This window comes from Methylosinus sp. LW3 (genome assembly GCF_000527115.1).
Lineage (GTDB): Bacteria > Pseudomonadota > Alphaproteobacteria > Rhizobiales > Beijerinckiaceae > Methylosinus.
This window is the reverse complement of sequence record NZ_AZUO01000001.1, coordinates 2,148,133-2,162,291: the sequence shown is the minus strand read 5'-3', so window position 1 is coordinate 2,162,291 and position 14,159 is coordinate 2,148,133. Positions and strand designations below refer to the sequence as shown.

Genomic DNA, 14,159 nt, shown 5'->3' with positions numbered 1-14,159 from the left:
TCCCTCTCGGCGCGCCTCGAGTCCCGAGGCGCTCGAACATGCGGATCGAGCCATGGATCGAATTTATCTGATCGTCGCTATTCTCTCCGAGGTGGTCGGCACCTCCGCGCTCAAGGCGAGCGAGGCTTTTTCCAAGCCGCTGCCGTCGGTCATCGTCGTCATCGGCTATGGCGTGTCCTTTTTTCTGCTGTCGCTCGCGCTGCGCAGCATTCCGGTCGCCGTCGCCTATGCGATATGGTCCGGGGTCGGTCAGGCGCTGATCGCCGTCGTCGCGTGGTTCGCTTTCCATCAGAGGCTCAACGCCGGCGAGATGGCCGGCATGGGCCTCATCATCGCTGGCGTCGTCGTGCTGAGCCTTTTTTCGCAGACCGCTCATTGAGGATGTTTCGATGCCGCTCACCTTGCTCATCGGCAATAAGGGCTATTCGTCCTGGTCGCTGCGCGCCTGGCTGCTGCTGAAGCAGCTCGGAATCGACTTCGACGAGATATTGGTTCCGCTCTATCAGCCAGAATCCAAGGCAAAGCTCCTCGCCTTCTCGCCCGCGGGCAAGGTTCCCGCGCTGCGCGCCGACGATATTCTGGTTTGGGAATCACTCGCCATCGTCGAATTCATCGCCGCGCGCTTTCCCGATCTCCCGGTATGGCCGCACGATCCGGCGGCGCGGGCTCTGGCGCGCTCGCTCTCGGCGGAAATGCATTCCGGCTTCACGGCGTTGCGCGGCGAATATCCCACCAATTTCCGTCGCTCGCCGCGCTCCATTGCAGCGCCGAGCGCGGCGGCGGCCGCCGATATCGCCCGCATAGACGCCGCCTGGCGCGATGCGCGCGCGCGCTTCGGCGGGCAGGGGCCGTTTCTCTTCGGCGAATTCTCGGCCGCTGACGCCATGTTCGCGCCGGTCGTTTGCCGATTCTCGACCTATAGGCTCGACGTCTCGCCGCAAGCGCAGGATTATATGCGCGCGATCGAGGCGCTGCCGGCCTATCGGGAATGGGTGGAGAGCGGCCGCGCCGAGCCCTGGGTCCTCGAGAAATTCGAGAAGTAATCTCGCGCGGGAAGCGCAGATAGAACGCCCGCTGTCAGGAGCGGGCGATCACTCGCGCTCCGCAGCTTTGGCGGCCTGCCATAACGCTTCCATCTCGTCGAGCGTCGATTGTTTCGGGCTCTTGCCCTGTTCGGCGAGCGCGCGCTCGATGAAACCGAAACGCCGCTCGAATTTTGCGTTGGCGCCGCGCAACGCCTGCTCCGGATCGGCGCCGACATGGCGAGCGAGATTGGCGACGGCGAAGAGAAGATCGCCGATCTCCTCCACGACGGCGGGCGCGTGAGGCGCGCCATCGATGCCCAGCTCCGCTTCCACCTCCCGCGTCTCCTCGCGGATCTTCTCCAGCACGAGACGCGCGTCGGCCCAGTCGAAGCCGACCCTGCCGGCCTTTTCCTGAAGCTTCACCGCGCGCGTCAGAGCGGGCAGGGCAGGCGGAACACCATTGAGCAGGCCGGCGGGCTCTTCTATGCCGCGACGCTCGGCGCGGGCCTTCTTCTCCTGCGCTTTGATCTCGGCCCATTGGACGGCGACATCCTCAGGCGAGGCCGCGGATTTGTCACCGAACACATGCGGATGGCGGCGGATGAGCTTGTCCGAGATCGCCTCGGCCACATCGGCGAAGGCGAAAGCGCCGCCCTCCTCGGCCAGACGGGCGTGAAAGACCACCTGCAGCAGCAGATCGCCGAGCTCGTCGCGAAGATCGCCGAGATCGCCCCGCTCGATCGCGTCGACGACCTCATAGGCCTCCTCGAGTGTATAGGGAGCGATGCTGGCGAAGTCCTGCTCGAGGTCCCAGGGGCAGCCGGTTCCGGGGGTGCGCAGGGCCGCCATTATGCCGAGGAGGCGCGTGATCGCGTCCTGCGTCATCTACAGGCCTCTAAGAGGCGGAACGAGCATTGAAAAGCGCGAGCGGCGCGTTGTTTTGACGCAGCGGCGCGTGGCAAAAAAAGCGAGGAATCCGAGACGCTTTGCTCTAACATGAGTGCCGGATCTCGACTGCGCCCTTGGTCTACCGCCCTCCGCAGTCGATCCGAGGGTCCGGGGCCATAGTACGCCTTGCAACCGACAGCGCCTCGGACCCGACTTGCGCATCCGAGGTGAGATCGTCGTCGCCTTTCGGCGTGCAGCCGCAAGCCGGGAACGACTTGCGGCCCACTGTTTTTCAGCGCCTCAGTCGAGCGTGATCGACAGAGCTTCGCGACCCTTCGCCGTGTCGACGACCTGCATCGTCACAGGCTGGCCTTCGGCGAGATGAGTGACGCCGGAGGGACCGAGGATCGAGATATGGACGAAGACGTCCTTCCCGCCATCATTCGACTGCACGAAGCCGAAGCCCTTGGTCTCGTCGAACCATTTGACCTTGCCGGAGACCGGCACAGCCGTCGACGGATCAGGAGCCTGACGACGCGGCGGCCGATCGAAGCCGCCGCTGCCGCCGCCGCTGCTGCTTCGCGGACGCTCTGCGGTCGCAGTCGAAAGATCGACCTCGAGCACGCGAGTGACCTGCTGGCCCTTGACCGAGCTCGACACCTGCACCTTCAGCTTCGCTCCGGGCGGCAGGGCGTCATAGCCCGCAGCCTGAACGGCGCCGATATGCAGGAACGCGTCGCCCGTGCCATTGCCGAGCTCCACGAAGCCGAAGCCTTTTTCGGGCTTGAACCATTTGACGACCGCGTCGATCGCGGGCTCGTTCGAGGACGGGGGCGGCGCATCGCCAAATCCACCACCTCCGCCGAAAGGCGACCTCGGCGGCCGGCTGGGCCGCGGGCTGTCGTAGCCGTATGGGGGGTCGTCGTCGAACCCACGTTTTCTGGGTCCCCGGAAGTCTCGACCTTTGCTGCTCATGTCTTGGTACTCGTCTCCGCCAACCGCCAAAAGACCGCTATAGCCACATGCACGGCCTCTCGCCGGGCGCAAAAGCGCCGACGACGCACGCGTCCGCCGGCGTCTCGCGGAGAGCCGGTTTTGGTGCGTTCGTAAGTGTGCCAGTTGAATGCCATATAGTCCCGCGCAATCGCCTTTTTACCAGGAAGCGGCCCAGTCTGGCTAGATGAATTCGCCAGCGTTTTCGAAAAAACCCGAGGCCGCCGCTCACCATGCGACGAATCACAGGGTGAGAACACGCAGATCGAAGCGTGGAAAAGTGGCGCGAGCGCGGCAAGAACGCCGCGCATCCGCACTCGGCGCACAACAGCGGCGCGGGGCCTCGAAGGCGAGGGGCCGGACGCTCGACGCGCAATGGACTGAAATCACGGAAGATCGGAAAAATGAAAATCGCATAATCGATATTATGGAACCTAAAATCCATTCGCCTTGGGGCAGGAAATGGCTCCGGTCGGCGATGGCGATCGGACGGCGCGCAGATTAGCACGCGCATATCAGCGCGCGCTGGGTCGCTCGGTTCATGGATAATGCGGCTGTTTCGGACGCGTGGCTCAGGCCAGATCGATCCGCATTCCGTCGAAGGCCGGCGTCACATTCTCCGGCAGAGTCGCGGCCAGCGCGTCATAGTCGAGATCGACATGCAGATCGGTCAGAATCGCGCGACGCGGCTTGAAATGGGCGACCCATTCCAGCGCCTCGCCGACCGAGAGATGCGTGCCATGGCGCTTCTGGCGCAGCGCGTCGATGATCCAGACGTCGAGCCCCTCGAGATGGCGGAAGCTCTCTTTGGGCACGGAATTGAGGTCCGGCGTATAGGCCAGCCCGCCGATGCGAAAGCCGAGCGCGTCCATATCGCCATGGTCGAGCCGGAACGGCATGGCCTCGATGGTTCCGCCGGGACCTTCCACCGTCACCTCGCGGCCGAGATGAATGCGATGCTCGTCGAGCAGCGGCGGATAATAGCTGCCGGGCGGCGTCTCGAAGATATAGTCGAAGCGATCCGTCAGCATTCTGGCCGTCGGCTCGTCCAGATAGGCCGGAATGCGCCTTCCGCTCTCCAGCACCAGGCCGCGCACATCATCGACGCCATGTGTGTGATCGGCGTGCGGATGGGTGAAGAGTATCGCGTCGAGATGGTCGACCTTCGCGTCGATCAATTGCTCGCGCAGATCGGGCGAGGTGTCGATCAGCACATTGGTCCGCGCGTCGCCCTCGGTCCGCGTCGCCAATATCGAGCAGCGCCGGCGGCGATTCCGCGGATTGGCGGGATCGCAGGCGCCCCAGCCCTGGCCGACGCGCGGAACGCCGCCGGAGGAGCCGCAGCCCAATATGGTGACGGCGAGGCTCATTCGGCGGCTCGCCGTGTTTCGATTGGCGTCATTTTGGAGAAAAGCGCCAGCGCATTGGCTGTCGTCTGCGCGGCCATCTCCTCGAAGGAGACGCCTTTGGCCGCCGCGAGCGTGCGCGCCGTATCGGCGACATAGGCCGGCTCATTGCGCTTGCCGCGATGCGGCACGGGCGCCAGGAAAGGCGCGTCGGTCTCCACCAGGAGACGCTCCAGCGGCACGTCGCGCGCGATCTCGCGCAGCTCCCCGGAATTCTTGAACGTCACCACGCCGGAAAAGGAGATGTAGAGCCCGAGTTCCACAGCCGTCTCGGCCAGCGCGCGCGAGCTGGTGAAGCAATGGAGCAGGGCCTTGAAAGCCCCCTTCCCCATTTCCTCGCGCAGAATTTCGGCGCAATCGGCGTCGGCGTCGCGCGAGTGAATGACGAGCGGCAGCCCGCTCTCGCGCGCGGCTTCGATATGGGTGCGGAAGACGCGATGCGCCAGCTCGCGCGGGGCTTTGTCATAGTGGTAGTCGAGCCCCGCCTCACCCAGCCCCACGCATTTCTCATGGCGCGCCAGCGCGACGAGCTCGGCGACGCTCGCCTCGCGCTCCTCATGGGCGTGGTTGGGATGCGTGCCGACCGTGCAGAACACATCCTCGTAACGCTCGGCTATGGCGGCGATCGCAGCGAACTTCTCGACATGGGTCGAGATGGTGACGAAACGCGCGACGCCCTGCGCCCGAGCGCGCGCCACGACCTCCTCCTGCTCAGGAGCGAAATCGGGGAAGTCGAGATGGCAATGTGTGTCGATCAGCATGGGCTCGGCCTGAACTCTCGGCGTGTCAGCGCCGAACCCTTAACGCGCCCGGCCGGGAATTGGAACGATTCTATTCGGAGAGGGATTCCGCTTCGCGAATGCGGCGATGCAAGTCTTCGACCAGTCGAGGGTCGTTCTGCGCGCCAGTGAACACAGGCTGAAGTTTACGGAGAGACGATGACAATCTGAGCCAAAAACGCCGCATCCTCCTCATCGAGCCGCGCGTCATCGAAGCGCGTCGTCGCATCGATCGTCGTGCCCCTGATATTGCAGCCGCGCAAATCCGCGCCCGAAAAATCGACGCCGCACAAATCCTCCCCGCCAAGGTCGATCCCCGCCAGCGTCAGGCCGCGGAAATCGGTGAGCGGATCGAGATCGCCGAGCCGCGCCATCGCTGCGAAAGACATGGGGCCGGCCGCTATGATCTTTTCGGCGCGCGCCGCGACATCGGTGGTCAATGTGAATTGTGAATGCGAATTCGGATCGGTCTGCACGACGGCGCCGAATGGCAGGGGACCGAAGAAACCGGATAGGCCTAAAGCCATTTTGGAAAAATCCTATTCGCTGTCGAGATCGACTCCGAGCAGCCTGTCGCCATGCTTGGTCAACAGCGCCGTCAGCAGCGCGTGCTTCTGCTTTTCCTGGCTCTTCGTGAACAGGCTGCAGGCGCCGAAATCCATCTCCGACACTTGCAGGCCGAGATCGACGCGCCCGCGCATTCGCGGCCGCTCGCCTTTCGCGACCTCGACGGAAGCGATGCGTCCGTCCACCTCGCCGCCATAGGCGACGGCGAAAATGTCGCCCTTCAGAAAGCCGCCGCCGGCGGCGGCGATAAGCCAGCTCTCGCCGCCCTCGGCGCGGCCGGCGGCGCTGATCAATTGCGGCGTCGGATCGGCGGCCGGCGTCGCAAAGGCCGGCTGCGTCATGCGGCCATTCTCGCAATTCACGAAAAGCTCCGCGCTGCGGTAGCCGAAAGTAATATGGCCCTTCTCGCTCGTCGCCCGCATCTCGCCGCGGAACGTCACCCGGCAGATGACGGAGAAGATGTCCTTGGCGTCCTCGCTCTCGGCGGCGCGCCCCTGGCCGAGCGCGACATAGCCCGATGCCGGCGCAAATTTGTCGATCGCCGGCCGCTGCGGGACGGGCGGCTCCGGCGTCTTCGTCATTTGCAGCGGCGATAGTTTCGCGAGCCGGCTGGAAGCGCGCTCGGCCCCCGGCAAATTCGCGCGAATGAGCGAGGCGGGGACGATATAGCCGACGCGCAGATCCTCGCCCTGCCCTTTGCCGCCGAAATCGACCTGAGTCAGAACGCCCATGAGATTGGGCGCATTGGGCGTGAACAGCGGCGAGCCGCTGGAGCCTTTCTCTGCGAAATAGGGATTGTCTCGCTCGGCAGTGAATTTGCGCCAGCTCTTCGAATTCGTCCGATCCTCGATCTCGCCTTCAATCAAATCATCGGTGTTTCGCGTCGGGAGATAGGCCAGCAATTCCGCTCTGCCGGCCTCGTAGCTCTCGAGCGCCAAGGGCAGACGCAGCGCTTCCTCGGGCGTGGCGTCGGCGCGCAGAAAGGCCAAATCGGGCGTTTGGCGGCGGCCGCCGGCGGTGCTGGCCAGCGTCGCGTGACGCGGGTCGCGATTTGCCCCGGGCAGGAAAGGAAACTCTATGCGCAAGCGCTCTTCGCCCGGCGCATGGGCGCGCGCATCCTCGACGACATGGGCGCAGGTGACGATGAGATCGCCTTCGATCAACGCGCCGCAGCCGACGAATGCTTTTCGCTCGTCGGCTGTGAAGATATAAATGAGCGCGGTTTCACGTTTAGGCATCGGCGAAAGGAATATTATGAGCGCGAACATCATAATCGAGGCCGGCGAAGGCCGGAAGATATATTTCGGCGGAGCGGAGGGGCCGGAAGGCCTCGAATCCGTGGGCGCGCTCGATCGCGCGGCGAAGGCCTCGGCCGATCAATTCGCCAAGGCCATGGGCTCGCTCTCCGTGCTGGTCGAGCATTTGCGCAGCGCGGTCGAGGCGATTCCCGACAGGCCGCAGAAAGTCGAGATCGAGTTCGGCGCGTCGCTGACCGGCGACTGCGATCTCTGGGTCGTCTCCGGCGAGGGCAAGGCAGAATTCAAGGTCAAGCTCGCCTGGGAGAAGCCGAAGAAGGAGGCGTGACGCCGCCTCACGAGCATCCGGTGACGAGACCGTCGCTGCGTCCGGCCCGCAGTGAGCGCGAGACGCGCGTCACCAGCGGATCGAACTTCTTCTTTTGCGATGCGGGATATTCGATGGAGGCATTGTTCCATATCTCGCCTCTGCAGGAGAGCAGCGAGCGACGATAGAAAATGCGGTCGCCTTTCACACCCGAGACGACGACCCAATCCTTGCCTTTCTTGGCGTAGGTCACGGTCTCGCCCTCGCCGGGCGCGAGACGGTCGGCGAATTCCTGGTCCTTCTGAAAAGCGCGATAGCCGCCATAGATGGCGATCTCGGCCTGCTTGTCCGGCGAGGTGAAGACGCGGCCGTCGTCATTCTCCGGCGCCTCGCCCATGGTCCAGCCCTTGGGGACATCGGCCGTCGTGCCGAAGCGGGCGTTGCGATAGGCGAGCCAGGCTTCGGCGTGCAGAGGGCCGGCGCAGAGCAGGGCCGCGACGGTCGCCGTCATCAAAATGAGGCTCGCTCGCGACCGTTCCATTTGCGCCTCCCCGTCAGCTCTTGGCGCCTTGCGCCTCGCCCTCCTCCACATAGCGCGGAAAGACCGGAGCGGGCGCTGGCAGCGGCGCGCCGGGGCTCAGCGCATGCGCCTCGCCGGCATGGACGAAATCGCGCGCATCGGCGGGAACGGCGAGCAGATCGAGCAGGCCCGAGGCCGCGGCCGGAATGAAAGGCTGCAACGGAATGGCGAGCCGCCGCAGAGCCTCCGCCGTCACATAGAGGATCGTCTCCATGCGCTTGGGGTCGGTCTTCTTTTTGGCCCAGGGCTCCTCGCCGGCGAAATAGCGATTGGCGTCCCCGACGACGCGGAACAGCTCCGCCAGCGCCAGATGCGGCGCATAGGCGTCCATAGCCTCGCGCGCCTTGCCGAGAGCGGCGAAGGCGTCGGCGAGCAGCGCGCGGTCAGCCTCGGTCAACTCGCCCGGCGTAGGGACGGCGCCGCCGCAATTCTTGGCGATCATCGACAGCGAGCGCTGCGCCAGATTGCCGAGGTCATTGGCGAGATCGGCGTTGATGCGATTGACGATCGCCTCATGCGAATAATTGCCGTCCTGGCCAAAGGGCACCTCGCGCAAAAAGAAATAGCGCAGCTGATCGACGCCATAGCGCTGCGCGAGATCGATCGGATCGATGACATTGCCGACCGACTTCGACATTTTCTCGCCGCGGCTGAACAAAAAGCCATGCACGACGATCTGCTTCGGCAGAGCCACGCCGGCCGACATCAGAAAGGCCGGCCAATAGATCGCGTGAAAGCGTGTGATGTCCTTGCCAATGACATGGGCGTTCGCCGGCCAGAAGCGGGCGCGCTCCCCCTCCCCGGTCAAAAAGCCGGTCGCGGTGATGTAATTGGTGAGCGCGTCCACCCACACATACATCACATGCGGCGAATTGGTCTCCGGCTTGGGCGGAACAGGAATGCCCCAGTCGAAAGTGGTGCGGCTGATCGAGAGATCGGTGAGGCCGCGCTTCACGAAGGAGACGATCTCGTTTCTGTATTTCTCCGGCGTGATGAAATCCGGATGCGCCTCATAGAGAGCGAGCAGTCTCTCCTGATAGGCCGAGAGCTTGAAGAACCAGCTCTCCTCCTCCACCCATTCGACCGGCGTGCCCGTCGGCGCGAGCTTCCTGCCCTCGATCTCGGTGATCTCGCCTTCGTCGTAATAGGCCTCGTCGCGCACCGAGTACCAGCCGGAATATTTGGCGAGATAGATATCGCCCGCCGCCTCCATGCGCTTCCAAATCTCGAGCGCCGCCTCCGCGTGGCGCGGCTGCGTCGTGCGCACGACATCGTCGGCGAGCGCGTTCAGCGTCTCGCCCATGGTCTGGAACTGGCCGGCGGTGCGATCGGCGAGCTGCTGCGGGGTCAGCCCCTCGCGCTCGGCGGTGCGTTGCATCTTCTGGCCGTGCTCGTCCATTCCGGTCACGAACAGCACGTCGAAGCCGTCGAGCCGCTTGAAGCGCGCGAAAGCGTCGGTCGCGATGCGTTCATACGCATGACCGATATGCGGGGCGCCATTCGCATAGGGAATGGCGGTGGTGATCATGAAGGTCGGACGTTCAGCCATGGGCCAAGGGTCTAGCGCGCTTTGCCGCGGCGGGGAAGCGGAAGGCGTGCGGCGCAGCAAAATTCCTGGCTAGATCATTCGCGCGAGCGCCGCGCGCCAATGTTCGAGCTTGCGATCGAAGCTCATGGCCGCATGGGCCGGGCTGGTCGAAGGCAAGGTCACGCTGGGCGGCGCCGATGCGGCCAATGTCGGCGCGACCATCCGGCGATAGAGATCGCCCGCCTTGCCGCCATTGAGGCAGACGAGAGCGGTCTGCGGATGCGCGGCTAGAAAGCCGGCTATGTCGTTGACGACGACGCTGGCGACGTCGATCTTCTGGTCGAGGCTGCCCGGCCGCCGCCCCTCGGCGCAGACATCCCACAAAGCGACACCCCTCTCCGTCAGCTGCGCGAGCCGCTCCTCATAGGGCAGTTCCGGCGCGACGCCGAACAGCCGCCCCATGATCGGCCAGAAGGCGTTGCGCGGCTGCGCATAATACTGGACGCGCGCCAGCGAGACCTGCCCGGGCAAAGAGCCGAGGATCAGCACGCGCGCGTCGGCGCGGGAGACCGGCGGGAAGCCTTTCGAGGTCGGAATGACGTCCAAGGAAAGCCTCTATCGGCGCGCCGCCTCTTCGAGATCGGCGAACACCTGCAGAATGAGCCCGCGCTTGTCGAAATTGAACACTTCCGTCTCGCGCGCCGCTTCGCCGATGCGCTCCCAGGCGCGCGCATAAGGGGCGAGGCTCGTCGCGCTCGCGCCTTCGCCGGCCTTGGTCCGCACTGTGGAATCGAGGAAGCGATAGAGCCCGCTCATGAAGGTCTCATAGGCCTGCTCATTGTCGCGTCCGGCGAGCCGGTCGGCCAGCGAATGCACGGCGAGCCAATCCACTTGCGGCAGACGCGCGAACATCGCCCGCAGCGCCGTATCGAAGGCGACGCCGTCGCCGTCCAGCAGACGCAGCGCCTCGCGCACAGAGCCTTCCGCCCCCGCCGCGGCGCCGGCCAGAGCCTCCTGCTGCGCTGAGCTCCAGGGCGCGCCCAATGCGCGGATCGCGGCGATGACGTCCGGCTCGGCCAAGGGCGTGAGATTGAGCTTGCGGCAGCGCGAGCGGATGGTCGGCAGCACCCGGCCCGGCTGGTGCGCGACGAGCAGAAACAGCGAGCGCGCCGGCGGCTCCTCGATCAGCTTCAGCAGCGCATTGGCGCTGGAGCGGTTGAGATCGTCCACGCTGTCGACGATGGCGACGCGCCAGCCGCCCTCGCCCGAGCTCTGGTGAAAGAGATGGATCAGCCGCCGCACATCCTCGATGCGGATTTCGGTGAAGTGCTTCTTGGTCTTCTCATTCCACTCGCGGCGCAGCAGGAAGAGATCGGGCAGCGCCAGCGCCGCTATGCGCCGGCTGACGAAGCTCTCCTCTGCGACGAAAAGCGACTGTGCGCTCGCCGCCTCGGGCGCGCTGGCGTCCGGATGGGCGAGCAGGAATCGCGCGAGCCGCCAGGCCAGCGTCGCCTTGCCTATGCCCTCCGGCCCGCCGATGAGAATGGCCTGGGGCAGCTTGCCGCGGCGAAAGGCGTCGAGCAGCTCGTTCTGCGCGGCGTCATGGCCGAGCAGCGCATGGGTCTCGCGGGGATGCGGGAAATCGGCGAAACGATCGCTTTCCGGCGGGGCCTCGGCGTCGCGCTTCACGCCACCACGCTCTTCAAGGGAATGACGATCTCGGGCCGAAAAAAGCGCGCTTCGACGACATGCCAGATGGCCTCGGCCACCTCCTGCTCCGGCGCCAGCGCATCGACGACGCAGCAGCGGCCGGGCTCGCTCGCGGCTATGTCGAGATAGGCTTGACGCAGGCCGAGGTGAAACTCCAGCCCCTCGCGCTCGAAACGATCGGCCGCCTCGTTCGGCGGTCGGCGCCGATGCGCGCGATCCAGGCCGATCTCGGGCGGCAGATCGAGGATGATGGTCAGATCGGGAGCCGAGCCCATCAGCGCGACGCGCTCGAGCAGGGCGATGAGCCGCGGATCGACGCCGCCGCGCGCGCCCTGATAGGCTCGGGTGGAATCGGCGAAACGGTCGCAGATCACCCAGGCGCCGCGGGCTAGCGCCGGCTTGATCAGCCGGTCGAGATGATCGATGCGCGCTGCCGAGAACAAGATCGCCTCGCCGAGCGGGCCGAGCGAAGCCGCCTTGCCGCCGAGCAGCGCCTCTCGCAAAGCCTCGGCATGGGGCGAGCCGCCGGGCTCGCGCGTCGCGATCGCCTCCACGCCCCTCTGCGCGAGGCGCTCCTGCAGGCGGCGCATCTGCGTCGACTTGCCGGCCCCCTCGCCGCCCTCCAGCGTTATGAACTTGCCGGCGCGGCCCTTGTCCTGCCCACGCGCCGGGCCGAGCGGCGGCTCTGCGCTCATTGCTTCTTCGACAGCTTGTTGTGAATGGCGCCGGCCGCATATTCATAGGCCGCGTCGAAGGCGCGGCTCGGGAGCGAGCCCTTGTCGACCGTCTCGGCGGCCTCGAGCGGCTGCTCGAGCACGACGGTCGAGCCGCGGCGGATCTCGAGCTTGGCGACCTTGGTCCCCGCCTCGACCGGCGCGATCAGCGGTCCCTCATAGACGATCTTGCCGGTGAGCTTCTCCGAGCCGCCGCGCTGTAGCAGCACCTTGATGTCGCTCGACGCGCTCAGCGGCACCGAGCCGGCGGTTCCGCCGTAGACCTGCGCCGAACCGACGGTCTCATTGGCCTTGAACAGCGATTTCTCCTCGAAATTGCGGAAGCCCCATTGCAGGATCTTGCGCGCCTCCTCGGCGCGGTCCTTGGCCGTGCGCAGCCCATAGACGGCCACGATGAGGCGGCGATCGTCCTGCACGGCGGAGCCGACCATGCCGAAGCCGGAATCGTCGATATTGCCGGTCTTCAGCCCATCCGCGCCAATGCTCATGGTGAGCAGCGGATTGCGGTTCTGCTGCTTGATCTTGTTCCAGGTGAACTCCTTCTCGCCGAAATAGCGATAGAGGTCCGGATAGGTCTTGATGATATGCGCGGAGAGCTGGACCATCTCGCGCGGCGTCACCTTCTGGTCCGGCCCGGCCTGGCCCCAGGGATTGCCGAAGATCGACCGGGTGAGGCCGAGCTCGGACGCCCGCTTGTTCATGCGGCCGACGAAAGCCTCCTCCGATCCGGCGACGCCTTCGGCGAGCGTGATCGCGGCGTCATTGCCGGAATCGATCACCAGGCCGCGGATCAGATCCTCGACCCGCACCTTGCTGTTGACGGCGAGGAACATTGCCGAGCCGCCGGCCGGCGCGCCGCCGGCCCGCCAGGCGTGCTCGGAAACGGTGAATTCGTCGTCGAGCTTCAGCCGTCCTTCGGCGATCTCGTGGAACACGACCTCCGCGGTCATGATCTTCACGGTGGAGGCCGGCGTCACATATTCGTCGGCGGCTTTCTCCAGCAGCACCGTATGGGTGCCGGCGTCCACCAGAATGGCGCGCGGCGCGGTGGTCTGGAAGCCTTCGGCGAAAGCCGCCGTCGGCGCGATGAAGGAGGCCGCCAGGACGAAGCCGAAGCGGGCGAGGGATTTGGCGAGGGTTTTGGGAAGGGAGACAGGCACGCGTCTTTCGCCTTCGTTCGATACGCCGTCGAAGCGCGTCGACGGCCTCACGCAATGAGTTCCGCTGAAATGTGGCGCGTTGGGCCGCAGAAAGCAACGGCCTCGCGCGGCGCGCGGCCGTCCAGAGCGCCGTCGAGGTTAATTGAGCGCTTGCCGCAAGCGCAGATTGCGCGGCGACGCCGTTCCGAGATCGAAAGGCCGCGAGGGCGGCAGCGGCGCGCTCTTGGCCATGGCCTGCGCCTTGGCAGAGATCGGCGTCGGAATGGTGGAGACCGGCTCCTTCTCGATAGCGCGCGCCTCGGCCCGGCGCGGGCTCTGGACCTCGCGCGCTTCGGCGCGAGAAATCGCCCTCTCCTCGCGCGCTACGCTCTGCGCTTCCGCCCGTGATGCGCTCTCCTCCTCGCGCGCCTCGGCACGGGCGGAGGACGCGCGTTCCGTCTGCGGCGTCTCCTCGGAGCGCTCGAGCCGCGCGACGCGGCTCGGCGTCTCGCGCAGATTGGTCGCCACCATGATCGGCGCCCCGCCCGGCAGAGTCGCGGGGCGGCCGTCCTCGCGCAGCGTCGCCAGCAGCTTGGCGTCGTCCGAGCCCTGAAGCGCGGCGCGGCCGACGAAATCGACCTTCACCCGCGCCGTGCCGACGCGATAGAATTCCAGCGCCTCGGCGACGCGTTGCGAGACATCCATCACGCGGCCGCCATGATAGGGGCCACGATCATTGACGCGCACGATCATCGAGCGGTGATTGCGCAGATTGGTCACACGCGCATAGCTCGGCAGCGGCATGGTCGGATGCGCGGCGCTGATCGAGGCGCTGTCGAACACCTCGCCATTGGCCGTCTTGCGTCCGTGAAAATCCGATCCGTACCAGGAGGCGAGGCCTGTGGCCGTATAGGCTCTCTCGCTCGGGTAATAGGTCTTGCCGGCGATCTGATAGGGCTTGCCGACCATGTAATAGCCGCCGCCGCGCGGCACCTCCTCGCCATCGGCGACAACGCGCGGGCTCGGCGCGACGCCATAGCGCGGGTCGACCTGCGAGCGCGCGATCTTATTGTGCGCCGCCGGCGGGGCGGACGAGCAGCCCGCGAGCGCGCAAAGGCCGAGAAGCGCGAAGGAGTAGCGAAGTTCCGGCAGTCTCGATCTCGATCTCATGTCAGGCGCGCATTCGCTCGAAATGGGGGACGGTTCGCTTCGTTCGCGCGGCCAGGAGGAGCCGCGCATGCGGGAGC

Annotated in this window: 16 protein-coding genes; 3 read left to right on the top strand and 13 right to left on the bottom strand. The window is 65.8% G+C overall.

Annotated features, from left to right (window positions below):
- Window positions 1-52 precede the first annotated feature (52 nt).
- Entirely contained in the window at window positions 53-379 is a 327-nt protein-coding gene (locus tag METLW3_RS0110990) for a multidrug efflux SMR transporter (protein WP_018265373.1), read from the top strand.
- Window positions 380-389: 10 nt separating this feature from the next.
- Window positions 390-1,043, top strand: coding sequence for a glutathione S-transferase family protein (locus tag METLW3_RS0110985; RefSeq protein WP_024879961.1), 654 nt, complete (start codon window positions 390-392; stop codon window positions 1,041-1,043).
- A gap of 48 nt (window positions 1,044-1,091) precedes the next feature.
- Here the strand turns inward: METLW3_RS0110985 and mazG are convergent, their stop codons facing one another.
- The 6 genes from mazG to METLW3_RS0110955 all read right to left on the bottom strand — a co-directional run bounded on the left by mazG (window position 1,092) and on the right by METLW3_RS0110955 (window position 6,896).
- Window positions 1,092-1,910 (bottom strand): nucleoside triphosphate pyrophosphohydrolase, encoded by an 819-nt coding sequence (mazG, locus tag METLW3_RS0110980; protein ID WP_024879960.1) that lies wholly within the window; start codon window positions 1,908-1,910, stop codon window positions 1,092-1,094.
- A gap of 303 nt (window positions 1,911-2,213) precedes the next feature.
- Complete coding sequence (locus METLW3_RS0110975) at window positions 2,214-2,888, bottom strand: cold shock domain-containing protein (RefSeq protein WP_024879959.1); 675 nt, start codon at window positions 2,886-2,888, stop codon at window positions 2,214-2,216.
- A gap of 590 nt (window positions 2,889-3,478) precedes the next feature.
- A complete protein-coding gene (locus METLW3_RS0110970; RefSeq protein ID WP_024879958.1) occupies window positions 3,479-4,276 on the bottom strand; it encodes an MBL fold metallo-hydrolase in 798 nt (265 codons plus the stop codon).
- Entirely contained in the window at window positions 4,273-5,073 is an 801-nt protein-coding gene (locus tag METLW3_RS0110965) for a TatD family hydrolase (protein ID WP_024879957.1), read from the bottom strand. Before METLW3_RS0110965 ends, METLW3_RS0110970 begins: the two co-directional genes overlap by 4 nt.
- A 164-nt stretch (window positions 5,074-5,237) precedes the next feature.
- Entirely contained in the window at window positions 5,238-5,618 is a 381-nt protein-coding gene (locus METLW3_RS28805; protein ID WP_024879956.1) for a pentapeptide repeat-containing protein, read from the bottom strand.
- A 12-nt stretch (window positions 5,619-5,630) separates the two neighbouring features.
- Complete coding sequence (locus METLW3_RS0110955; RefSeq protein ID WP_024879955.1) at window positions 5,631-6,896, bottom strand: serine protease; 1,266 nt, start codon at window positions 6,894-6,896, stop codon at window positions 5,631-5,633.
- 16 nt (window positions 6,897-6,912) lie between these two features.
- Here METLW3_RS0110955 and METLW3_RS0110950 point away from each other — a divergent pair, with 16 nt between their 5' ends.
- The gene (locus METLW3_RS0110950) at window positions 6,913-7,242 is read left to right on the top strand and encodes a CU044_2847 family protein (RefSeq protein ID WP_024879954.1); all 330 of its coding nucleotides are present in this window, start codon (window positions 6,913-6,915) and stop codon (window positions 7,240-7,242) included.
- Between the two features lie 7 nt (window positions 7,243-7,249).
- On the opposite strand, the gene METLW3_RS0110945 is transcribed toward METLW3_RS0110950, so the two are convergent.
- The 7 genes from METLW3_RS0110945 to METLW3_RS0110915 form a co-directional block, all read right to left on the bottom strand.
- Window positions 7,250-7,762 (bottom strand): hypothetical protein, encoded by a 513-nt coding sequence (locus METLW3_RS0110945; protein WP_024879953.1) that lies wholly within the window; start codon window positions 7,760-7,762, stop codon window positions 7,250-7,252.
- Between the two features lie 13 nt (window positions 7,763-7,775).
- A complete protein-coding gene (metG, locus tag METLW3_RS0110940; RefSeq protein WP_256388638.1) occupies window positions 7,776-9,350 on the bottom strand; it encodes a methionine--tRNA ligase in 1,575 nt (524 codons plus the stop codon).
- A 69-nt stretch (window positions 9,351-9,419) separates the two neighbouring features.
- Window positions 9,420-9,935 carry a DNA-deoxyinosine glycosylase gene (locus tag METLW3_RS0110935; protein WP_024879951.1) on the bottom strand — a complete coding sequence of 172 codons (516 nt, stop codon included), beginning with the start codon at window positions 9,933-9,935 and terminating at the stop codon, window positions 9,420-9,422.
- Between the two features lie 9 nt (window positions 9,936-9,944).
- Window positions 9,945-11,018 carry a DNA polymerase III subunit delta' gene (locus METLW3_RS0110930; protein WP_024879950.1) on the bottom strand — a complete coding sequence of 358 codons (1,074 nt, stop codon included), beginning with the start codon at window positions 11,016-11,018 and terminating at the stop codon, window positions 9,945-9,947.
- Complete coding sequence (gene tmk / locus METLW3_RS0110925) at window positions 11,015-11,734, bottom strand: dTMP kinase (protein ID WP_024879949.1); 720 nt, start codon at window positions 11,732-11,734, stop codon at window positions 11,015-11,017. Before tmk ends, METLW3_RS0110930 begins: the two co-directional genes overlap by 4 nt.
- A complete protein-coding gene (locus METLW3_RS0110920) occupies window positions 11,731-12,933 on the bottom strand; it encodes a D-alanyl-D-alanine carboxypeptidase family protein (RefSeq protein WP_024879948.1) in 1,203 nt (400 codons plus the stop codon). Before METLW3_RS0110920 ends, tmk begins: the two co-directional genes overlap by 4 nt.
- Before the next feature lie 138 nt (window positions 12,934-13,071).
- A complete protein-coding gene (locus METLW3_RS0110915) occupies window positions 13,072-14,082 on the bottom strand; it encodes a septal ring lytic transglycosylase RlpA family protein (protein WP_024879947.1) in 1,011 nt (336 codons plus the stop codon).
- Window positions 14,083-14,159: the final 77 nt, after the last annotated feature.